Source organism: Riemerella columbina DSM 16469 (assembly GCF_000374405.1).
Classification (GTDB): domain Bacteria; phylum Bacteroidota; class Bacteroidia; order Flavobacteriales; family Weeksellaceae; genus Riemerella; species Riemerella columbina.
Window position 1 is genome coordinate 94,678 of record NZ_KB894281.1, and the last position, 21,529, is coordinate 116,206.

The 21,529-nt window shown below is 36.2% G+C and carries 20 protein-coding genes and 1 pseudogene; 14 read left to right on the forward strand and 7 right to left on the reverse strand.

The window, feature by feature from the left end:
- The first annotated feature begins 13 nt into the window (after positions 1-13).
- From C237_RS0111495 to ychF, 4 genes are all read left to right on the forward strand, one after another.
- Positions 14-1,687 (forward strand): APC family permease, encoded by a 1,674-nt coding sequence (locus C237_RS0111495; protein WP_018676610.1) that lies wholly within the window; start codon positions 14-16, stop codon positions 1,685-1,687.
- Between the two features lie 12 nt (positions 1,688-1,699).
- A complete protein-coding gene (gene dacB / locus C237_RS0111500; protein WP_018676611.1) occupies positions 1,700-3,097 on the forward strand; it encodes a D-alanyl-D-alanine carboxypeptidase/D-alanyl-D-alanine endopeptidase in 1,398 nt (465 codons plus the stop codon).
- Positions 3,098-3,102: 5 nt separating this feature from the next.
- Entirely contained in the window at positions 3,103-4,272 is a 1,170-nt protein-coding gene (locus C237_RS0111505) for a sensor histidine kinase (protein ID WP_018676612.1), read from the forward strand.
- Positions 4,273-4,367: 95 nt separating this feature from the next.
- The gene (ychF, locus tag C237_RS0111510) at positions 4,368-5,459 is read left to right on the forward strand and encodes a redox-regulated ATPase YchF (RefSeq protein WP_018676613.1); all 1,092 of its coding nucleotides are present in this window, start codon (positions 4,368-4,370) and stop codon (positions 5,457-5,459) included.
- A gap of 69 nt (positions 5,460-5,528) precedes the next feature.
- Here ychF and C237_RS0111515 read toward each other — a convergent pair whose 3' ends face one another.
- Positions 5,529-6,128, reverse strand: coding sequence for an NUDIX hydrolase (locus tag C237_RS0111515; protein ID WP_018676614.1), 600 nt, complete (start codon positions 6,126-6,128; stop codon positions 5,529-5,531).
- A 34-nt stretch (positions 6,129-6,162) separates the two neighbouring features.
- Here C237_RS0111515 and C237_RS0111520 point away from each other — a divergent pair, with 34 nt between their 5' ends.
- The 4 genes from C237_RS0111520 to C237_RS0111535 all read left to right on the forward strand — a co-directional run bounded on the left by C237_RS0111520 (position 6,163) and on the right by C237_RS0111535 (position 8,701).
- Positions 6,163-6,552, forward strand: coding sequence for an SRPBCC domain-containing protein (locus tag C237_RS0111520; RefSeq protein ID WP_018676615.1), 390 nt, complete (start codon positions 6,163-6,165; stop codon positions 6,550-6,552).
- A 332-nt stretch (positions 6,553-6,884) separates the two neighbouring features.
- Entirely contained in the window at positions 6,885-7,994 is a 1,110-nt protein-coding gene (locus C237_RS0111525) for a DEAD/DEAH box helicase (protein ID WP_018676616.1), read from the forward strand.
- A 51-nt stretch (positions 7,995-8,045) separates the two neighbouring features.
- The gene (locus C237_RS0111530) at positions 8,046-8,483 is read left to right on the forward strand and encodes a cold-shock protein (RefSeq protein ID WP_018676617.1); all 438 of its coding nucleotides are present in this window, start codon (positions 8,046-8,048) and stop codon (positions 8,481-8,483) included.
- A gap of 26 nt (positions 8,484-8,509) precedes the next feature.
- On the forward strand, positions 8,510-8,701 hold the full coding sequence (locus tag C237_RS0111535) for a cold-shock protein (protein WP_018676618.1): 192 nt from the start codon (positions 8,510-8,512) through the stop codon (positions 8,699-8,701).
- Between the two features lie 72 nt (positions 8,702-8,773).
- On the opposite strand, the gene C237_RS0111540 is transcribed toward C237_RS0111535, so the two are convergent.
- The 4 genes from C237_RS0111540 to C237_RS0111555 all read right to left on the reverse strand — a co-directional run bounded on the left by C237_RS0111540 (position 8,774) and on the right by C237_RS0111555 (position 13,344).
- Positions 8,774-9,193, reverse strand: a complete 420-nt coding sequence (locus tag C237_RS0111540) for a nucleoside-diphosphate kinase (protein ID WP_018676619.1) — start codon at positions 9,191-9,193, stop codon at positions 8,774-8,776.
- Between the two features lie 218 nt (positions 9,194-9,411).
- The gene (gene nhaA, locus C237_RS13495) at positions 9,412-10,626 is read right to left on the reverse strand and encodes a Na+/H+ antiporter NhaA (RefSeq protein ID WP_051081520.1); all 1,215 of its coding nucleotides are present in this window, start codon (positions 10,624-10,626) and stop codon (positions 9,412-9,414) included.
- Positions 10,627-10,650: 24 nt separating this feature from the next.
- A complete protein-coding gene (locus C237_RS0111550) occupies positions 10,651-12,858 on the reverse strand; it encodes a RelA/SpoT family protein (protein WP_026315666.1) in 2,208 nt (735 codons plus the stop codon).
- Positions 12,859-12,876: 18 nt separating this feature from the next.
- The gene (locus C237_RS0111555; protein ID WP_026315667.1) at positions 12,877-13,344 is read right to left on the reverse strand and encodes a GAF domain-containing protein; all 468 of its coding nucleotides are present in this window, start codon (positions 13,342-13,344) and stop codon (positions 12,877-12,879) included.
- 313 nt (positions 13,345-13,657) lie between these two features.
- Between C237_RS0111555 and der the strand changes: the two genes are divergently transcribed.
- Entirely contained in the window at positions 13,658-14,965 is a 1,308-nt protein-coding gene (der, locus tag C237_RS0111560; protein ID WP_018676623.1) for a ribosome biogenesis GTPase Der, read from the forward strand.
- A 60-nt stretch (positions 14,966-15,025) separates the two neighbouring features.
- Here der and dacB (C237_RS0111565) read toward each other — a convergent pair whose 3' ends face one another.
- Both dacB (C237_RS0111565) and priA read right to left on the reverse strand, forming a co-directional pair.
- Positions 15,026-16,453 carry a D-alanyl-D-alanine carboxypeptidase/D-alanyl-D-alanine endopeptidase gene (dacB, locus tag C237_RS0111565; protein WP_018676624.1) on the reverse strand — a complete coding sequence of 476 codons (1,428 nt, stop codon included), beginning with the start codon at positions 16,451-16,453 and terminating at the stop codon, positions 15,026-15,028.
- Between the two features lie 133 nt (positions 16,454-16,586).
- Entirely contained in the window at positions 16,587-19,034 is a 2,448-nt protein-coding gene (gene priA, locus C237_RS0111570) for a replication restart helicase PriA (RefSeq protein ID WP_018676625.1), read from the reverse strand.
- Between the two features lie 488 nt (positions 19,035-19,522).
- On the opposite strand from priA, the gene C237_RS15065 reads away from it, so the two are divergent.
- From C237_RS15065 to C237_RS14670, 5 genes and pseudogenes are all read left to right on the forward strand, one after another.
- A complete protein-coding gene (locus C237_RS15065) occupies positions 19,523-20,071 on the forward strand; it encodes a hypothetical protein (protein WP_245539727.1) in 549 nt (182 codons plus the stop codon).
- A 3-nt stretch (positions 20,072-20,074) separates the two neighbouring features.
- Positions 20,075-20,458: an HU family DNA-binding protein gene (locus C237_RS0111580; protein WP_018676627.1), complete on the forward strand. Its 384-nt coding sequence runs from the start codon at positions 20,075-20,077 to the stop codon at positions 20,456-20,458.
- A 23-nt stretch (positions 20,459-20,481) separates the two neighbouring features.
- Positions 20,482-20,607 carry a hypothetical protein gene (locus C237_RS15125; protein ID WP_281166438.1) on the forward strand — a complete coding sequence of 42 codons (126 nt, stop codon included), beginning with the start codon at positions 20,482-20,484 and terminating at the stop codon, positions 20,605-20,607.
- A gap of 20 nt (positions 20,608-20,627) precedes the next feature.
- Complete coding sequence (locus tag C237_RS0111585; RefSeq protein WP_018676628.1) at positions 20,628-21,296, forward strand: hypothetical protein; 669 nt, start codon at positions 20,628-20,630, stop codon at positions 21,294-21,296.
- A gap of 36 nt (positions 21,297-21,332) precedes the next feature.
- A pseudogene (locus tag C237_RS14670) lies at positions 21,333-21,529 on the forward strand (hypothetical protein); the annotation flags it as partial.

Here is a 21,529-nt window from a genome sequence, read left to right on the forward strand (position 1 = left end):
TATTATACCGACTATGAACCAACTTTTCAGAACAAAACCATACGACTCCAATAATCTTAATAGTTCCTTTATCCGTACCCTTGGCGTTTGGGATATTGTATTTTTTGGTATTGCCGCCATTATTGGTGCGGGAAGTTTTAGTAGCCTTGGCGAAGCCGTATTTAGAGGCGGTCCTGGGGTTATTGTTTTATATATTATTTGTGGATTTGCTTGTGGGTTTACCGCTTTGTGCTATGCAGAATTTGCCAGTAGAATCCCTACCGCAGGCTCTGCCTACACTTATGCCTATGCAAGTTTTGGGGAACTGATAGCGTGGGTTATTGGCTGGGCGTTAATTATGGAATATTCTTTTGGTAATATCTATGTGGCGTTTTCATGGTCAGATTATTTCACTTCTTTTCTTTCTAGAATTGGTATTCACATTCCAGATTACTTAACTTGCAGTTATTCTGAAGCTCATAAAGCGGTATTAGACGGTTCTACCCATCCAGAACTCATTTCTGCGTGGAACAACGCCCCTATCGTTGCAGGCATTAGATTTATTGTCGATATTCCTGCTTTGGTGATTAATGCTTTAATCACTTGGCTGTGCTATGTGGGGATTAAAGAAAGTAAAAACTTTAATAATATTTTGGTGATTGCTAAACTGGCAGTTATTGTACTGATTATCGCAGTAGGGATTTTCTATGTTAATACCGACAATTGGACGCCTATAAGTTCCATCACCAATGAACCTTCATTGATGCCTAATGGCTTTGCAGGAGTAATGAGCGCCGTTTCTGGTGTCTTTTTTGCCTATATTGGATTTGATGCTCTAAGTGTATTGTCTGAAGAAACCAAAGACCCGCAACGCACACTTCCACGAGGGATGATTATCTCATTGGTACTGTGTACCGTGATTTATATTGTATTAACCTTAATTTTAACGGGTATGGTAGATTATCGTAGATTTGATGGCGTGGGCGACCCACTTTCTTTTATATTTGAACCTTCAAATGCCGATGTGGCGTGGATGGAATTGGTGGTATCCGTTACAGCAATTATTGCCATTACTACGGTATTGTTAGTATTTCAAATGGGGCAACCAAGAATTTGGTATTCAATGAGTAGAGATGGACTTTTACCTAAAAAATTTCAAGAGGTACACCCTACGAGAAAAGTACCTTCATTCGCTACGATTGTTACAGGATTTGTCGTGGGGATTCCTATTATTTTTACCGATAAATCTTTTATTTTAGACTTTACAAGTATTGGAACTATTTTCGCGTTTGTGGTGGTTTGTGGTGGTGTATTACTATTACCGAGAAAAGAAAAAATCGCGGGACGCTTTCAAATGCCTTACATCAACGGAAAATGGATTTTTCCTATTTTATTCCTAGGAGGACTTGTATTTTTCTATTTCTGGCAACCCGAATTTTTTCATAGTTTAATGAATTGGAACGACCCTAATGAAGGCGAATTTAGATTGGCAATTTGCGTGTTTATTATCGTTAATTTAGTGCTTTGCGTTTTAGCATTTCTCAAAAATCTTTCGCTTATTCCTTTAATTGGTTTAAGTTCTTGTTTGTATTTATTGACGGGTATGAGCCACGAAAACTGGTATTGGTTTGGGCTTTGGTTTGCCTTAGGCTTGGTATTTTACTTTAGTTATGGTTATAGAAATAGTAAGCCGAGAAACACCAAATAAACTTTCTTTAAAATGAAAAAAATTATCATCCTTTTTTTATTTTCAGTATTTAATAGCCTTACTGCGCAAAGTTCTAACATCAGTCAAGCAGTGAACACTTTATTAAGTTCGCATAAAATGTATGCGGCTAATTTATCATTTTATGTCGCCGATGAGCAGGGCAATGTTATCTATGAATACAATGGTAATAAAGGACTTTCCACAGCGAGTACACAAAAACTTTTTACCGCAGCAGCAGCATTAGAAACCTTGGGCAGCAACTACCGCTACACCACAACTATGGCTTACGATGGCAATATCAATCAAGGAACTCTAGAAGGCAATCTTTACCTAAAATCCAATGGTGACCCTACTTTGGGAAGTTGGCGCTACAAAGGCTACCAACCTGAAGATTTTCTAAATAAAGTTCTAGAGGCTATTAAAAAGGAAGGGATTACAACGGTTAACGGAAACCTCATCATCGACGATTCTTATTTTGATTTCCAAACTATTCCTGGGGGCTGGGCTTGGAATGATTTGGGCAATTACTATGGTGCTGGCGTTTGGGGTGTTAATTGGCGAGAAAACCAATTTGACATAAAAATAAAAGGTGGTAAAAATATCGGGGATGCGACCTCTATCGAAGGATTTTCCTTTCCATTACTGGGCGTTCAGTGGATTAATGAAACCCTATCAGGCAGTCCTCAATCTGGCGACCAAAGTTATATTTATACTTCACCGCATAGCCTTGTCGCCACCATTAATGGTACTTTACCTGCTCAGAAGTTAAGTACCGTTTCTGGTGCTACCCCTAATCCACCAATGCAATTAGGTGCTGAAATTCAAAATATTTTAATGAGCAACGACATCCATGTTTCGGGAACAGTAAAAACTACCGCCCAGTTTAAAATTGATGGACTTACACCACATACATATCCTAAAACACATCAGTTTTTTGAGTATCAGTCGCCGACTTTAGACCAAATTATTTATTGGTTTCTAAGAAAAAGTGTGAACCTTTATGGAGAAACTTTGGTGAGAACCATGTCAAAAGTCAAGTATAACGATTCCAATTTAGCACAAAGTGTTGAGCATTTAAAACAATTTTGGAATGATCGAGGCATCCGCTCTGCTATGATTAATTTTGCCGATGGTAGTGGGTTATCCCCTCAAAATTATGCCTCTGCAAGAGCCGAAGTACAAGCGTTAATTTGGGCTAAGCAACAACCTTGGTTTCCACAGTTCTATGAAGCCCTACCTATTTATAACGGTATGAAAATGAAAAGCGGCACCATAAAATCGACCAAAGCCTATGCAGGTTATCATACTTCAAAATCTGGTCAGCGGTATGTGTTTTCCATTATCGTAAATAATTATGAGGGGGATAGTATTAACTCTGAATTATTTAAGGTCTTAAACACTCTAAAATAGCGCTTATGAGAAAAAATAAAGCCTTTTTTTCTAAAGCGAATTTATTGGTACTTTTTGTACTCTTCAGTATTGTGGTATTTGGTATCACGGCTTATTCCTATATTATTGTAAAAGATTTAAGACAAAATGAAGCAAGGAATATCGCCGTATTTGCTAAAGCTATGAAATTTCTACAGGACGAAAATCAAGGTGATGCTAGGATGCTAGAATTGATTCAGGAAATTATCGTAACCAATGATAACATCCCGATTATCGTCACCGACGAGCAAGGGCAACCGATTCCAGAACTCATTAAAAATATTCCAGAGGAGATCCAAAATAACCCTCAACAATTAGAACATCGGTTGGAACAAATGAAGCAATCATATCCGCCTTTTAAACTCCAAATTTCGGATACCCATACCCAGTATTTGTATTTTGACAATTCGGAACTGATGAACAATCTTCGCTACTACCCTGCTTGGATTGGCTTTTTTATTTTTCTATACCTTATCCTATCCTATTGGTTTCTAAAAACCATAAAAAAAACCGACGAAGGTTACCTTTGGGCGGGTTTAGCCAAAGAAACAGCACATCAAATTGGAACACCACTGTCTTCTATGATTGGCTGGATTGAAATTCTAAGAATGGAAAATGAAAACAGTGTAGGAGTAAAAGAAATTGAAAAGGATATTCAACGCCTCACCACCATATCCGAACGCTTTTCTAAAATAGGGTCTGTCCCAGAATTAAATGATTTCAACCTTAACGAAACCCTTCAACTCAATTACGATTATCTAAAACATCGCATCTCAAAAAAGGTGAATTTCAGTCTTGATTTGCCAGCTCAACCTCTATTGGTCGCCCATAATAGAACCCTAATCAGTTGGGTTATTGAAAACTTGACCAAAAATGCAGTAGACGCCATGAAAGGCGAAGGCACTTTAAACATAAAACTCTACGAAAAAAGCAACAAAATCTTTATTGATTTAGCAGATACGGGCTGCGGGATGAACGCCCAGCAAGTAAGACATGTTTTTAAGCCTGGTTATTCTACTAAAAAAAGAGGTTGGGGATTAGGATTATCATTATCCAAAAGAGTCATTTCAGAATATCATAAAGGCGATATCAAAGTTTTACATTCTGAAATTGGTAAAGGCACCACCTTTAGAATAGAAATGAAGATGCAAGATTAAGTTGGCATATTCTATTTAATAATTCATGGATTTTATATATTCCATTTTCAAATCCAATATTACTTACTTATATTTGCAAATTATAAAACAACCTTATGAAATGTGGAATTGTAGGTTTACCCAATGTAGGTAAATCAACCTTATTTAACTGTTTGAGCAATGCCAAAGCACAGAGTGCTAACTATCCATTCTGTACCATAGAACCCAATCTAGGCACAGTATCCGTACCAGACCAAAGGCTTTTTGAGCTAGAAAAATTAGTCAATCCAGAGCGTGTATTGCCAGCCGTGGTGGAAATTGTAGACATTGCAGGATTGGTAAAAGGCGCCAGTAAAGGCGAAGGTTTAGGCAATCAGTTTTTGGCAAACATTAGAGAGTGTGAAGCCATTATCCATGTGCTAAGATGTTTTGAAAATGGTAATATCGTCCATGTAGAAGGTTCGGTAGACCCATTAAGAGATAAAGAAATTATCGACATAGAACTTCAGTTAAAAGATATAGAAACCCTGACCAAAGCGGTAGATAAAGCAAAAAAATTCATTAAATCTGGGAAAAAAGAAGATATTCTAAAGTACGAGACCCTAAAACAAATGCTAGAATTTGTGGAAAGTGGCCGCAATGCGAGGGAATTTGAAACGAATGAATTGACCCAACCGATTATAGACGAAGTACAGTTATTAACTAAAAAACCTGTACTTTATGTTTGTAATGTAGATGAAAATTCTATAAAAAATGGTAACGAATGGATTGCTAAAATTGAAGCGCTGGCACAAAAAGAAAATGCCGAAGTGGTGGTTTTAGCCGCACAAATAGAAGCTGATATCAACGAACTAGAAACTTTTGAGGAACGCCAAATGTTCCTTGAAGAATTAGGGCTAGAAGAGCCTGGTGTGAATCGTTTGATTAGAAAAGCCTATGAATTACTAAAACTCCAAACCTATTTTACCGCAGGGGTAAAAGAAGTGCGAGCGTGGACGATTGGTAAAGGCTGGACGGCACCACAAGCGGCTGGCGTAATCCACACCGACTTTGAAAAAGGGTTTATCCGTGCCGAAGTGATTAAGTATGAAGATTTTATAACTTATGGCTCTGAGGCTAAAGTAAAAGAAGCAGGAAAACTATCCGTAGAAGGGAAAGAATATATAGTACAAGACGGCGATGTGATGCACTTTAGATTTAATGTCTAACCACTAAGCCTCCCCAAAAAACCAAAACACCCATTTCAAAATTAATCGTTGAAATGGGTGTTTTTTATTTTATTTAAAATAAGCATTCAGTACAATTTGTATATTTTTGAAGGTTTGTGGAAAAATAGATTCTAATACCTGTTTTTTCGGCAACCATTCTACTTTAGAAATCCCCTCTTCAGTTTGGGGAACTGGCGTATCGTTACCATGATGCTTCATGGCGTACCAATAGGTTTTTTTTAGGTTTTTTTTACCTTTTTTTCCATTGTAAAGATGATAAGTTTCTTGGATAAAATGAGTGATTTCTAAATGTCCCACTCCTGTTTCCTCCTCCACTTCTCGTACTGCGGCGGCTTCTATCCCTTCGTTCTTTTCCAATTTCCCTTTTGGTAAATCCCATTTTCCCAATCGATAAATCAATAAGGTTTCCCCTTTATGGTTTTCCACTAAGCCTCCTGCCGCTTCTACCACTTTAAATAACTTCTGGAAAGCCTTCCAAAGCTGTTCTACATCGCTGGAATATAATCCTACTTCGGTCGCTGGCGTTTTTTCTAAGATGGCAAGGGCTTTATCTAAGCTCGGTTGTCCATCGAATGGTATATTATCTTTCGTCACTTTTGGATGATGACTTAAAAGGATACTTTTTTCATTAATAAAAACTTTATACATTTGTAGCGTATTTAATATTTAACAAAATTAAGAAATGAATTTAGAAGGAAGAAAAATTATCGTAAATAAATCTGCAAAACAATTGACAGAGATGCTAAAACGCCCCGAAGACTATCAAGAGCTAATGCCAGACGGGTTGCAAAAGTTTGAAACCGTAGCCGATGGTTTTAAATTTGGGTTAAAAGGGATGCCAGAAATCGCTCTAAAAATAGACGAAGTAAAAGAGAATGAAAAAGTAGTTTTAAAATCTGCCAGCTCTAGCCTAGACTTTAGCCTTACGGGAACTCTTAATCCCGTTAATGAAAACCAAACAGAAGTGCAATTGTTATTTGAAGGGAAATTCAATCCATTTATAAAAATGATGGTAGAAAAACCGCTTCAAAATTTTATCAACAACCTTACCGATAAGATAGAGCAACTTTAAAAAGACAAGATTCTAGCGCTGAATAGCACACTTTACTAAAATAGTGTGCTATTTTTTACAATATAGTTATTCAACTAAAGCACTACAAATTAATCCATTATAATAAATTTTAAAAATAATTAATAAAATAAATCATATTAATTACAAATTATATTAGGTTTATAAAATAATTAGCGTATATTTGCATCATAATTAATGACAAAGGCACCTTTTCGCCGCTTTCTGACAAGAAAGTTTTTTAGAATATTTTCTTTTTTACTCCTATCAGTTTTTGTGTTTTCAGTTGCCATTAGAATTTCAACAACGAAGTTCTTTAGTCGACAATACAATATATGAATTTTACACAATTACCATTATCGAGCCCTATTTTAAAGGCGATACAAGAAGCAGGTTATACTACACCTACGGACATTCAAAAAAATGCCATTCCAATTATTTTAGAAGGCAAAGACCTTATCGGTTGTGCCCAGACAGGGACAGGAAAAACAGCCGCATTTTCTATTCCATTATTACAATTGATGGAAAACACCCCTAAAAAAGGGAAAGCCATAAGAGCTTTAGTGCTTACACCAACCAGAGAACTCGCCATCCAGATAGAAGACAATGTAAAGCAGTATAGCAAATACCTTAACATTAATCATTTATCTATATTCGGGGGCGTACCTCAAGGCAAGCAAGAACGCGCTATAAAACAAGGCGTAGACTTACTTATAGCCACCCCTGGTAGACTTTTAGATTTAATGAATCAAAATATCATCAATCTTTCTAAAATAGAATTTTTAGTATTAGATGAAGCCGACCGTATGCTAGATATGGGCTTTGTAAATGATGTGAAAAAAGTATTGGCTAAAGTACCTAAGCAACGCCAAACCCTATTCTTTTCTGCCACGATGCCAACTAACATTCGTAAGTTTGCCAATACCATTCTTAACCAACCTAAAGAAGTGACTGTAACACCTGTTTCTTCTACGGCTAAGACCATTGGACAATCGGTTTATTTTGTAGAGAAAAATAAAAAAACGGGACTACTAATAGACATCTTAAAAGATACAGCAGATATCCGTTCATTAATCTTTACAAGAACCAAACACGGTGCTGATAGACTAGTAAAACAACTAGGAAAAACAGGAATTTTTGCCGCTGCTATCCATGGAAATAAATCTCAAAATGCGAGACAAAGAGCATTAAACGATTTTAAATCTAACAAAATCAATGTCCTTATTGCAACGGATATTGCTGCTAGAGGCATCGATATTGAAGAACTTCCACAAGTCATCAACTACGAACTTCCCAATGTACCAGAAACTTATGTTCATCGTATTGGGCGTACGGGTAGAGCAGGTGTAGAAGGCAATGCGATTTCTTTCTGTGGCGAAGACGAGCAAAAAGACTTTAGAAATATCCAAAAGTTAATCGGATTTAAAATTCCAATTCTTAACTAAGCGATATCATATCCACTTAATCAATAAAAAAACATTCAACAATTTAAATATATGGCAGATACCTATAGTAAAAAGGAAAACAACAAGAAAAAAGCGCAAAAACTTAAAGAAAAAGCGATGCGTAGAGAAGAGCGTAAACTTAATAACAACAAAGGAAAAAGTTTAGATGATATGATTGTCTATGTAGACGCCAATGGTCAGTTTACCGAGGAAAAACCTACTATAGACGATAAGATAGAAATTAGTTTAGACGATATCCAACTAGGGGCAGCTCCTATAGATGTGGATGATACTCAAAATAAAGGTACCGTAAATCATTATAACGATGAAAAGGGCTACGGGTTCATCAGCGACCATAAAACTAACGACAGTCTATTCTTCCATGTGAATGACACATCAGAAACATTAAAACAAGGCGATAAAGTCTCTTTTGAAAAAGAGCGTGGTCCAAAGGGCTATGTCGCCGTAAATGTTATCAAAATAAAATAAATATCAATTTTTTAAATTCAATTACAATGAAACAAGGAACAGTAAAATTCTTTAACGAAACTAAAGGTTTCGGATTTATTACACCAAACGACGGTAGTGCAGATGTATTTGTACACACCTCTGGATTAACGACAAGAATCCGTGAGAACGACGAAGTAGTGTATGAAACAGAACAAGGAAAAAAAGGCATCAATGCCGTGAATGTGAAGTTAGCATAAGCCTATATCATATACAAAATAGCAACGGCTCCGAAATTTCGGAGCCGTTGCTATTATCATATAGAACTTCTATTAAAAAATCTCTCTTCCAGAAAAATGGAATGCTGCTTCAATTTGTGCATTCTCATCAGAATCTGAACCATGTACTGCATTTTCGCCTACGCTTCTAGCATAAAGTTTTCTTATGGTACCTTCTGCCGCGTCTGCAGGATTAGTTGCCCCAATAAGCGTTCTAAAATCTTCTACTGCATTTTCTTTTTCCAATACTGCCGCAACGATAGGTCCTGAAGACATAAAGTCTACCAACTCGCCATAGAATGGTCTTTCTGCATGCACTTCATAGAATTTCTTAGCATCCGCTACGGTCAGTTGCGTCAATTTCATAGCTTTAATTTTAAAGCCTGCTTCTGTAATTTTCTCTAATATGTTGCCAATGTATCCATCGGATACTGCATCTGGCTTAATCATTGTAAATGTAATGTTTCCTGACATCTTATTTTAATTTTTTCGAGGGCAAAAGTACAAACTTATTTTTGTATGAAAAAACTTTTTAAATATTTTTTGGCACAGACTTTGTATAATAGAGTTTGATTCTCATGTTTAATTTGAGTTTTCATGGTTATTAGTTTTTACCCCGATTAATTTATTAGTCGGGGTTTTTATTTATCATAAATTAAAAAAGCCACCTCCCTGAGATGGCTTAATAAAAATTAAGTTGTCAATTTATTTTTCTTTCTCAACTTAGAGAAGTTGTAATGGCGTCTTTTCTTCTTTCTAGAAAACATTTTCAGCAATTGATAACCAACAATCCCAGACAATATCGACGCTACTAAAATAGCAAATTTGGCTTCCTCTTGTAACCCATGATAGCCTTTAAAGGACAATAGAGCGATGAATATAGACATCGTGAAACCAATTCCTGCAAGGAAACCACTACCAATCATTTGTTTCCAATTAGTCCTATCTGGCAATTCACTGATTTTAAGTTTCACCGCAATGAACGACATTAGATTAATCCCTATGACTTTTCCTAAAAATAGACCTAAGATAATACCATAACCAAAATTAGTAAATAAACCGTCCACCATTTTTTCTTTTAAAGTAATATTGGTATTGGCTAAAGCGAAAATTGGCATGATGATAAAGTTGACTGGTAAGTGTAGTTTGCCTTCTAATTTTTCCAAAGGTGATATTTCTGTTTCGGAAACATTAGTAGGAATAGTAAAGGCTAGCAATACCCCAGCAATAGTAGCATGGATACCAGAGTGATGCACACAATACCATAAAAATACACCTGGGATAAGATAATAAATATGTTTTTTAACGCCAAAGTAATTAAGTCCAATTAATAGTGCCATAATCCCAGCACTTAACCCTAGATACATCCACTCCAATTGGTCAGTATAGAATAAGGCAATCACAATAATGGCACCTAAATCGTCCACAATAGCCAAAGCCGCTAAGAAAATCTTAAGCGATGCAGGCACGCGCTTCCCCAGCATAGAAATAATAGCTAAACAAAACGCAATATCCGTAGCCATAGGAATAGCCCAACCATGATGATATGGTGTACCATAATTGAAAAACATAAAGATAAGCGCAGGAAATAGCATCCCTCCTACCGCTGCAAATATTGGTAACGATGCTTTTCTAAAGTTAGACAATTCCCCTTCTAGCAACTCTCTTTTAATCTCCAAACCTACTAAAAGGAAGAAAATTGCCATTAAACCATCGTTAATCCACATATAAACCGAATAGTTAAGGTGCAGACGCTCACTACCAATTTTAAAATTGAGAAAATCTTGGAAATATTCTGCTAAGGAAGAATTAGCAATCATCAATGAAATAATGACACATACAATCAGTAACAATCCAGACGATTGGTTACTTTGCAGAAATTTTCTAAAATAAGTTGTTATCTTCATTTAATCTGTATTTAAATTTTATAATTATATTCTTTTAACTCTTGTAACTCCTTCAATTTGCTTGAGTTGCTTTAAAGTCTCTTCTAGTTGTGTTTTATTTTTTACTTCTAGTGCTATTTCTCCATTAAACACCCCATCATTAGAATTAATACTAAAGCTTCTCATATCAATATTCATAGCATCGGTTATGACTTTAGTAATATCGTTTATCATTCCCATTCTGTCCAATCCTTCTACCTCTATTTTCACTCTATTATTAAGGCTTTCCGCATTGACCCACTTTGCAGGAATTACCCTATAATCGTAGTTGGCACGCATATTGATCGCATTAGGGCAATTATCATTATGCACCTTAATACCTTCTGAAATAGTGACAAACCCAAAAATTTTATCCCCAGGAATAATAGTACAACATTTAGCAAAACTATAGTTGAGTTTTTCCTCGTCTTTACCAAAAACGATTAAATCTAACTTCTCGTCCGTTGTAGGCTCTTCTTTATAAGTCTGGGTTTTGACACTTTTTTTAAATTTTTGCAATAATGATGCAAAAACACTCTTTTTCTCAGCATAATGTTTCAGGTCACCAATATCTAAACTTCCATCTTGGAATTTTAAAAATAAATCTTGGGAGTTTCTAAGATTAAAAAACTTCTGTAAATTATTAACCTCCTCTTCACTAAAGTTGATTTTTGTATTTTTAAGTTTACGCTGTAAAATTTCTTTACCTTCTTTTACTCGCTCGTTTCGCTCTACATTCAGGGCATTTTTAATTTTAGATTTTGCCTTAGAAGTTACTACAAAATCCAACCAATCTTGTTTGGGTTTTTGGTTGTTAGAGGAAATTATTTCCACTTGGTCTCCACTATTTAGGATATAACTGATCGGAACCAACTTCCCATTTACCTTAGCCCCAATACATTTAGCTCCTAGTCCCGTATGGATAGAAAAAGCAAAATCTAGTGCTGTAGCATTTTTAGGAAGAATCATCACTTCACCTTGTGGGGTAAATACAAAAACCTCTTTGGCATAAAGGTTGAGTTTAATATCATCCAACAGTTCGGAAGTCGACATAGATTCTTGGTTTTCTAAAACCTCGCGAATCTGTGTTACCCACTGCTCAAAGTTGGTATCATCATTATTTCGTTTAAAGCCTTCCTTATATTTATAGTGGGCAGCCACCCCTTTTTCGGCAATTTCATCCATACGCTCCGAACGGATCTGGACTTCTATCCATTTATTATCTGGTCCCAATACCGTAATATGTAAACTTTCGTAGCCCGTAGACCGCGGTGCAGAAATCCAATCGCGCATTCTTTTAGGATTACTTCGGTAAGAATCGGTAACGATGGAATAAATTTTCCAAGCTAAGAATTTTTCATTTTTAGCATCCGATTTGTAAATAATACGCACGGCATAGTTATCATAAACTTCCTCAAAACCAACATTTTGCTTTAGCATTTTTCGGTAGATGGAACTAATCGCCTTTGTACGCCCTTTAATTTTAAAGTTCAGCCCTTCGTCTTCCAAGCTTTGGGTCACCTCTTTTTTAAAAACCTCTAGATAGCGCTCTCTTTGCTCCTTAGCCAATTCAAGTTTTTCAGTAATTTCTGTATAAACTTCAGGATTATTGTACTTTAGAGATAAATCTTCTAACTCAGATTTGATGGTATAAAGTCCTAATCTATGGGCCAATGGTGCATAGATATATACCGTTTCCGAAGCTATTTTCTTTTGCTTATCTGGCCGCATACTATCCAGTGTACGCATATTATGAAGCCGATCCGCAATTTTTACCAAAATCACCCTAAAATCCTCTGATAGCGTTAATAATAACTTTCTATAATTCTCGGATTGCACGGAGATATTTTGGTTATTCATCACCGAAATTTTCGTTAAACCATTAACGATATTGGCAATTTTTTCTCCAAATATTTTTTTAATACCTTCGTAAGTATAATCGCTATCTTCAATCACATCGTGAAGCAATGCACAAGCAATAGAGGTAGCCCCCAAGCCGATTTCTTCTGCCACAATTTTTGCTACGGCTATGGGATGATAGATATAAGGCTCTCCTGTTTTTCTACGCTGGTCCTTATGCGCATCTAATGCAACATCAAACGCCTTTCTGATGAGTTTGTTATTCTCTTCATTCAGCGTTCTATAAGTATTAGAAATCAAATCCTTGTATCTTGCAAGGATTTCTTTATTCTCTTTTTCTAAATCGTAAACCATAGGCATACCAATCAATGGTCAATCATTTTTATCTTTAAAAAGTGTTGCCACTTGTGCATTTACAGCCTCTAGAAAGCGTTCATCTTCAGAAGTAAAAGGGTCTATGGTGTGAGAATCAATATCTATTTGACCAATATTTTTACCCTCTACAAATAGTGGTATCACAATTTCGGATTTTACGGTAAGACTACACGCAATATAATTATCCTGAGCCTTTACATCTGGTACTACAAAATTGGCGTTAGATTCTGCCACCTGACCACAAATTCCTTTTCCAAAAGGAATCTCCGTATGCTCTGTAGGTTCACCAGAATAAGCTTTTAAATGAAGTGTTTTAGTATCATGGTTTGCAAAATAAAACCCCACCCAATTATAATAATCTACCTCCTGCTGCAATACGGTACATATTTGCTGTAATTTTTGAGTTCTGGTTGTTGTAGAGCAAACAATTTGTTCTACTTTTTGTAGTAATTCCTTAAACAACATTTCCATCAATTAAATATCTCGAATTAATATAGATTTAAAAATCACTTGGCAATATTAATGACAATACTATCCATTATTCTATACCATCATTTCAATAAGCCTAATTTCTGCCTTATGATAAGCCACAAATATAATAAATAAATCTTGCATTTGAAATAAAAATCCTGTAAAATTAACCGAGTATTAAAGGGTTAAAGAAGAGTATAGAATAAATAGATAAAGCCTCGTAAGTCAAAAAAACCGTATCTTTGCAAAAAATTGGGCTTCAAAAGTTGAAGTAACCCATTAATAATCATTATTATTAAACATTTTTATGTCGAATATTGTTGCCATTGTGGGGCGTCCTAATGTGGGGAAATCCACTTTATTTAATAGACTTTTAGAACGAAGAGAAGCCATAGTGGATTCTACTGCTGGGGTTACCAGAGACCGCCATTATGGAAAATCGGATTGGAATGGTGTAGAATTTACCGTGATAGATACAGGTGGCTATGATGTAGGCTCTGATGATGTTTTTGAAGAAGAAATTCGCCAACAAGTACAACTGGCTGTGGAAGAAGCCACTTCTATTATTTTTATGTTGAATGTAGAAGAAGGCTTAACGGAAACCGACCAAGAAATCTACGAAATGCTGAGGCGTTCCAATAAACCTATTTATATTGTAGTGAACAAAGTTGATTCTGCTAAAGAAGAATTACCTGCTACGGAATTCTATCAATTAGGGATTGATAAATATTACACCTTGTCATCCGCAACGGGTTCTGGAACAGGGGATTTACTAGACGATGTAGTCGCCGAATTTCCTACTACGGAATACAAAGACCCATTTGAAGGCTTGCCAAAAATTACTATTGCAGGGCGACCGAATGTGGGAAAATCTACCCTTACCAATGCCCTACTCGATAACAAAAGAAACATCGTAACCGATGTAGCAGGAACCACTAGAGACAGTATAGAAACGCTTTATAATAAATTCGGGTACGAGTTTGTGCTAGTAGACACAGCTGGAATGCGAAAGAAATCTAAAGTGAATGAAAACCTAGAATTTTATTCCGTAATGCGTTCCGTAAGAGCGATTGAAAATTCCGATGTGGTAATCATTATGGTAGATGCCACACAAGGCTGGGAATCTCAGGATATGAATATCTTCGGAATTGCTCAGAAAAACCGAAAAGGAATCGTTATCTTAGTGAATAAATGGGATTTGGTAGAGAAAGAAACCAATACCATGAGAGATTTTGAAAACGCCATAAAAGATAGAATTGGTCAGTTTAACGATATCCCTATTCTGTTTGTCTCTGCATTGACGAAGCAAAGAATCCTTAAAGCCGTAGAGGTTGCTATGGAAGTTTACGAAAATCGTAAGAAAAAAATTAAAACTTCTAAACTTAATGAAGTGATGCTCCCAGTTTTTGAGCATACCCCTCCTCCTGCCATCAAAGGAAAATATATTAAAATAAAATACTGTGTGCAACTGCCAACTCCATCGCCTCAGTTTGTATTTTTCTGTAATTTACCACAATATGTAAAAGAACCTTACAAAAGATTTACAGAAAATAGACTCCGAAAGGAATTTGGATTTACGGGCGTACCGATTGAAATCTATTTTAGACAAAAATAATCATACAACAAAGCCACCTTTTGCGGGTGGCTTTTAAATTATTCTAAAGAATTTCTTAATCTATAAATCTAAAGTTGGTAGCAAAAGTTCTTCCATTTTTGCTTTAATCTGAGAAACACTCCCTCTATAATTATTAAATAACAAAGAAAAGGTAAGTGTTTTTCCAGACTTAGTTTTAATATACCCTGCTAGACATTTAACCCCTCTTAATGTTCCCGTTTTGGCAAAAATTTGTCCATAGCCGTCGTTATTTATAAACATAGATTTTAGCGTTCCCGATTGTCCCGCAATAGGTAGGGAATTAAAATAAATAGGAAAATAATCCTCTTTCATCACCCCTGCTAAAAACTTAACTTGAGAAATCGGCGTTACCACATTACTTCTAGACAAGCCACTACCATCTGCTAAATTAAGCCCTGTAAAATCATAGCCTTTATCCTTAAGTAATTGCACAATGGTACTTCTACCCGTTTCTAATGACTCATCTCCATTTTTGTAAAACCCTGCGGTTCTTAATAGAGCTTCCGCAAATTTATTATAACTTCTTTGGTTAGTAAAGTAAATAATATCCTCTAACTTAGGCGATTTATAAGTCGTAATGATGACTCTATTTTCAGGATTGACATCCATACTTTTGCCTTGAACCGTACCTAGAATGGATATCCCATTTTTTAATAAAGAAGCCCTAAGCGTATTAGCCAAATAATAAGGCGCATCTGGCACTTTACCAGAAATACTATTTCCTAAAAAGGTATCGGTATACACCATTTTATGTGTGTAAGGCGAGATATAAAAGAAACGCTTTTCTTCGTTAAATGGATTTTTTTGCCTAACGACTTGTCTTTCATTTTTAGGGTTGATGCCTTCTGTTCTACCCACTGGCAAGTAATAATTATTATGCTCTAACCAAACAATATGTTCGGGTAATAGATGTTTATTTTCTTTAAACACCGCAGTTTGCACATAGATATTACCCGTTACTTTAGTAATCCCCATATTTTTCATAGCGTTGATGTAATCCGTAATAATAGGAGTGTATCTAGACGCGCCGCCAAGCCCCGTGCCAATGGTAGGGTCACCACTACCTACCAAATACAAATTCCCATCTACAACGCCATCTTTTAAAGTTCCCGAATACTCCAATTGGGTATTGTAGCGAAACTGAGGTCCCATAATCTCTATGGCTGCATTGGTAGAAAGCAACTTGGTGGTAGACGCAGGTACTAAAGGTTCATTTTCATTATAAGAACTAATGATTTTTTTGGTCTTTGGGTCGTAAACAACAAAGCCCCAGTTGGCATTGCGTACTATGGGCTGGTTCATCAGCCTATCAATTGCGGCATCTACCGCTTCTTTAGCTGGGGGCGTTGCAATGATTTCATTAGCAATATCAGGAGTAGAATATTTGGAGTAAGAATTGCCTTGTCCAAAAACTAATGAAAAGAGTGATACATTAAAAGCTAGTATACTTTTTTTAATAAAATTCATAAAAATTTATATTTTTCTTAATAGGATAACCTCTATGGAAGGCTATATCTCTAAAACGAAACAAAATTAAATATTATTGTTCTCTAGCCCTTATAACGGCATAGTAAATAAGCCTAAAGTTTGTTAAAATCTGTTAAATATCCACAAAAACATGAATTTTAACCGATTGATAAGCACTAATTTCCCGAAACTCCTCTAAAGCCACTCCTATTTTGTCTTTATACTCATGGTATTTTTTAGATTTTGGGAATTTTAATAAAATCTGATATTGGTATTTATTTTTCAGTTTTGCAATAGGGGCTTTTTCTGGACCTAAAATACACATTTCAGGAAGGTATTTCCTCAATATAGAACCTAAAAACTGAGAGGCTCGGTCGGCTTTTCCTTCTTTAGCATGTTTTATTTCTAGTAGTATTAACTTGGTAAATGGTGGATAAAGAAATTGTTTGCGTTCCCTTAAAAAATGTTGATAGATTTCATCTGAATTTTGGGCTTTAATTAAACTAAACACAGGATGATTAGGGTTATAAGTCTGAATAAATACTTGTCCCTTGCCCGAAACTCGACCTGCGCGACCCGACAACTGCGTAATGAGCTGATAAGCACGCTCCTCCGCCCTATAATCCTGAACATAAAGCAATGCGTCCGCTTTGGGAATAGCCACCAAATCAATATATTCAAAATCTAAACCTTTAGAAATCATTTGGGTCCCCACAATAATATCGGTTTCTCGTTGCTCTATTTTTTCATAAAGTTTTTCGTAGGCGAATTTTTTCCTCATACTATCGATGTCCATTCGCTCTACATCGGCTTCAGGAAAAAGTTGCTGGGTTTCTTCAAAGATTTGTTCTACACCAATGCCTTTAGTATTCAACTGGTCGGACTGGCATTTAGAACATTGGGTAGGTTTCGCCGCCCGCTGACCGCAATAGTGGCATTTGAGTTCTTGTGAAACCTTATGGTAAGTCATCACCACATCGCAGTTACTACAATAGTGTACATGCCCACAACTTTCGCACTCTATCACATTAGCATAACCTCTACGATTGTGCAATACCATAATTTGCTTATCATCTTCTAAATGTTGCGCCATCATTTCCATAAGTGGGAAAGTATAATGCCCTTTCATCTGTTTGGTTTGCTGGGCTTCCTTTAAGTCTATAAGCTGATAGACAGGTTGTGCCGTACCGCCATAGCGCTCAGAAAGCCTTACATAGCCCAATCGACCTTTTTGTGCGGCATAATAACTTTCTAATGAAGGCGTTGCCGACCCCAAAACCAGCGAGGCATTATAAAATTTTGCCAACATCTGTGCGGCATCTTTAGCATTAAAATAAGGGGTGCTTTCCCTAGGTTTATATGCCGAGTCGTGTTCTTCATCTACAATGATTAAATCCAAATTTTCGTATGGAAGAAATAATGCCGAACGCGTTCCTATCAATAGTTGGATTTGATTTTGTTTGATTTTTTTCCAAACTTCCACCCGCTCAAAATCAGTCAATTTTTGATGATAAAATCCTATTTTATTCCCATATTTTTTTTCTAGCCGATGGATGATTTGCTTGGTCAGTGCCATTTCGGGTAATAATAGCAAACTATTTTTTTGCGATTGCATCATCTGCTCAATCAAATGAATATAGAGGTGCGTTTTTCCAGATGCCGTTACACCGTGTAGTAGCACATGTTTACCTTCATCAAAATAAGCCTTAATCTCTGCTAACGCACCTTGCTGTACTTCCGATAGTGCTTCTATTGTTTCTGTATCGCCTTGATAATGCTCCAATCGGTCTTGCTCTAGCCAATATTCTTCCACAAAGCCTTTATCTACCAAAGATTTAAGTTGAGCATAGGCAAAATTTTCTTCATCAAATAAACTCGATTTTTTGATAGGCTTATCAGGATGTTCTGTTTGCTCCGATAGAATTTGTAAGAATAATTCCTTTTGTTTAGTTGCTCTTTTTAGTTGATTAAGGACTTCTGCAATACGCTGATTTTCGAGTAAATCTGGGTGGATTTTTACAAAACTTACTTCTTTAGCCTTATATTTTTCCGCTACCTTTTCGTCAATTTCGATATAGCGCATATCAATCAGCCCATTAATCGTTTTAATTAATTCTTTTTTTGGGATAAAGGCCTCTACTTCCTTTAGGCTGATGATTTGTTGAACTTCTAAGGCTTGGATTAAATGCAATTCATTCCCATCTAATAAATCGTAAGTGATGTCTGCATTGGGCTTTAATTTCAAATAAGTTTCACTTTCCAGCTTTAAAGACGAAGGAAAGGCATAACGATAAATTTCCCCAATATTACAGAGATAATAACTGGACAGCCAATTCCAAAACGCCAACTGTGGCTCTGGTAATACTGGACTATCATCTAGAATACTGATAATTTCTTTAGCTTTAAAGCCCTCTGGCTCTTTATTATGCAATTCCGAAACGATACCTGTATACACCTTTTTCCCCCGAAAAGAAACCAGTACACGCATGCCACAAACGATTTGCAGCTGCATTTCTTTAGGAACTTTATAAGTAAAAGTCCCTTTAAGGTTTAGCGGTAAAATAATCTGAGCATAAAGCATAACAGCAAAAATACAAATAAGTTTTGAGTTAAATTAATTGCTTAGAAAAGGATTAGGTTAAATACACAATTTTTTTTTTTACAGCATCTATAGAGTGAGTCTCAATTAAAAATACAACTATTTGTTGATTTTAAGTTTAAAAAATCGGAAAAAGTAAGACTGCAGAGATTGCTTTTATTTCATTTATCCTTCTAATGCCACCTTTTTTAAATTTGTAAATAATCAAAGTTGCATTTGCTAGTTGAATCTACCTAAAACCTAATTTCTAAATTTTCTTGCACAATAAAAAAATTACCCATATTTTTGCCCCCATTATGTTACACATTTTCACAGAAATAAAACTTTTTCAAAAAAACTACTCAAATAATTTGGTGGTTTCAGAAAATTGTGTAAACACACACAGGTTAATTCCTGCGTAGCGCGCGTATTATACAACTTTTTTTCGAAAAAAGAGCTTAGAGATGAGAGCTTAGAACTTAGGGGGGGGTATGGCTTTATGCCGTAGGCTAAAGGCTTCAGGCAATCACTCAAACATCGCTTTATGCAGTAAGCCGAAGGCTATAAGCCACTTATCACTTAAAACTCATCACTTTTACCCTGCTGTAGGCGATACGCTCAATGCTATCATGCTGAATTTATTTACTCATTCTGTTTTATTATATATCTATGGATTCGTGAATTTTCAATTTCAGCATCTCACGGAATGGGCGTTACATTTACCAATTTTAAAGACCCTGAAACAAGTTCAGGGTGACACTGTAATATCCGCAGTAGGCTTTAAGCCTAAAGCGGCAAGCCACTTATCACTTAACCCTTTTCACTTTTACCTTGCTGAAAGCCTAAAGCTTGAAGCTTACTGCTTATATGCAGCCCTTTCTTTGGCATTCCTTGCCATGGGCTGTAGCCCTGTCCTCATTTTCTTTATGTTGTGTGTTATATATCTGGGGGCAGGGCGTTTTTTCTGTATCAATGTACCGATGTACCAGTGTACCTCAATACATTACACAATCATACAACAACCATTAAAAACCATATAAATTATGCCAATTAAGTACAAAGTCATTCAGAAAGGGCAACCAGGAGTTGCTGGTGGAGGCGAGAAAAAATACTACGCTTCTGCCAATGTAGTGAGCGAAAAAACTTTAGCGGGTCTGACTAAAGACATTGAGAAAATCTCAACAGTAAGTGGAGCGGACATTAGAGCGGTGCTTTACGCCCTAGTAGATGTTATGCAGGCTTCATTAGCAGACGGACAAATTATCCGATTAGGCGAACTGGGTAGTATGAGAGTGAGCATCAGTAGTGAGGGTAAAGCCAAAGAAGAGGAAGTAACCTCAGCAGCTATTAAAAATGCCAAGGTGGTCTTTACCCCAGGTTCTGACCTGAAAAAGATGCTCGCCACGCTAAGCTACGAAAAGCTCTAGCAGAGGGAAATAAAACCGCACGCGTGAAAAAAAAATCCGCAGGCGTGCGGTTGGACAACCACAGGCGTGAAAATTTAAACGAGACGCCTGCGGTTTTAAGCCCAGAGGAAATCAAGAAAAAAACGGAAACTAAACAAATAAATTATTAACAACTTTAAATTTAAATTTTATGAAACAGACAACAACAAAATTAGGTGTATTAGCCTTTTTAGGCTTAGGATTAACCACTTATGCCCAGCAGGGAAAAGTGGGGATTAATGCAGAAAACCCACAAGCTACTTTGGAGATAAAAGTAGCTGATGCCAATACAAGTGGAAATACCAAAGAGGGTGTTTTAATACCACGCGTTAGCCGTGTGAGAGCTGCTAATATGGGTGCGGATGTTGCAGAATCTACATTGCTTTATATTGATTCTGTATCTGATGGGGCAGCATCAGGAACAACCGTTAATGTAGATGCCACAGGTTTTTACTTTTTTAAAGGAGGTGTTTGGGTTAAAATGGGCGCAGGAGCATCTCAGGCAGGAGTTACCTTAAATACCATTACTGGGAAAATTAGAGAAGTAGTTTCTATAACTCCAGAAGAATGGGCGAAACCCAATACATTTGCTTTAGTACAAACGAGTGGCGATCAAATAGGCTTACCAGATCCTGCAAATTATATAGGTAAAATTATTTCAGTAAATAATCAATATAATAATAGATTAGAGTATTCAGAGATAAATCAACCCAAAAAAATTAGAGATTTGGATGCAGGAAAAGGGCATCTGTTGATGTCAGGAATAGATACAACAAATGGTAATAAGCCTACATGGTTTGTAATTGGAGGAAGTTATTAATTTTTTAAATTAAAATAAATGAAAAATAGAATAATATTGGCAAGTCTGTTATTAGGCTCTTTAGCATACGGACAAATAAAAGTACATACAGGACTAGATACATCAATAGGGAATGAAAATCCGTTTTTAGACGCATCTGCATATAATAACTTTAATAACAATGTAGGAAAAGGATTATATTTTCCGACAACGGATTTAACGACATGGGAGTTTAAGACTAATGCCATCAACCC

Coding starts and splice junctions, on each gene's coding strand:
- C237_RS0111580 (WP_018676627.1), top strand. CDS start 20,075: ATGCCAATTAAGTACAAAGTCATTCAGAAAGGGCAACCAGGAGTTGCT.
- C237_RS15065 (WP_245539727.1), top strand. CDS start 19,523: ATGGCTTTATGCCGTAGGCTAAAGGCTTCAGGCAATCACTCAAACATC.
- C237_RS0111535 (WP_018676618.1), top strand. CDS start 8,510: ATGAAACAAGGAACAGTAAAATTCTTTAACGAAACTAAAGGTTTCGGA.
- nhaA (WP_051081520.1), bottom strand. CDS start 10,626: ATGAAGATAACAACTTATTTTAGAAAATTTCTGCAAAGTAACCAATCG.
- der (WP_018676623.1), top strand. CDS start 13,658: ATGTCGAATATTGTTGCCATTGTGGGGCGTCCTAATGTGGGGAAATCC.
- dacB (WP_018676611.1), top strand. CDS start 1,700: ATGAAAAAAATTATCATCCTTTTTTTATTTTCAGTATTTAATAGCCTT.
- C237_RS0111555 (WP_026315667.1), bottom strand. CDS start 13,344: ATGTTGTTTAAGGAATTACTACAAAAAGTAGAACAAATTGTTTGCTCT.
- C237_RS0111495 (WP_018676610.1), top strand. CDS start 14: ATGAACCAACTTTTCAGAACAAAACCATACGACTCCAATAATCTTAAT.
- C237_RS0111585 (WP_018676628.1), top strand. CDS start 20,628: ATGAAACAGACAACAACAAAATTAGGTGTATTAGCCTTTTTAGGCTTA.
- C237_RS0111515 (WP_018676614.1), bottom strand. CDS start 6,128: ATGTATAAAGTTTTTATTAATGAAAAAAGTATCCTTTTAAGTCATCAT.
- dacB (WP_018676624.1), bottom strand. CDS start 16,453: ATGAATTTTATTAAAAAAAGTATACTAGCTTTTAATGTATCACTCTTT.
- priA (WP_018676625.1), bottom strand. CDS start 19,034: ATGCTTTATGCTCAGATTATTTTACCGCTAAACCTTAAAGGGACTTTT.
- C237_RS0111505 (WP_018676612.1), top strand. CDS start 3,103: ATGAGAAAAAATAAAGCCTTTTTTTCTAAAGCGAATTTATTGGTACTT.
- C237_RS0111525 (WP_018676616.1), top strand. CDS start 6,885: ATGAATTTTACACAATTACCATTATCGAGCCCTATTTTAAAGGCGATA.
- C237_RS0111550 (WP_026315666.1), bottom strand. CDS start 12,858: ATGGTTTACGATTTAGAAAAAGAGAATAAAGAAATCCTTGCAAGATAC.
- C237_RS0111530 (WP_018676617.1), top strand. CDS start 8,046: ATGGCAGATACCTATAGTAAAAAGGAAAACAACAAGAAAAAAGCGCAA.
- C237_RS0111520 (WP_018676615.1), top strand. CDS start 6,163: ATGAATTTAGAAGGAAGAAAAATTATCGTAAATAAATCTGCAAAACAA.
- ychF (WP_018676613.1), top strand. CDS start 4,368: ATGAAATGTGGAATTGTAGGTTTACCCAATGTAGGTAAATCAACCTTA.
- C237_RS0111540 (WP_018676619.1), bottom strand. CDS start 9,193: ATGTCAGGAAACATTACATTTACAATGATTAAGCCAGATGCAGTATCC.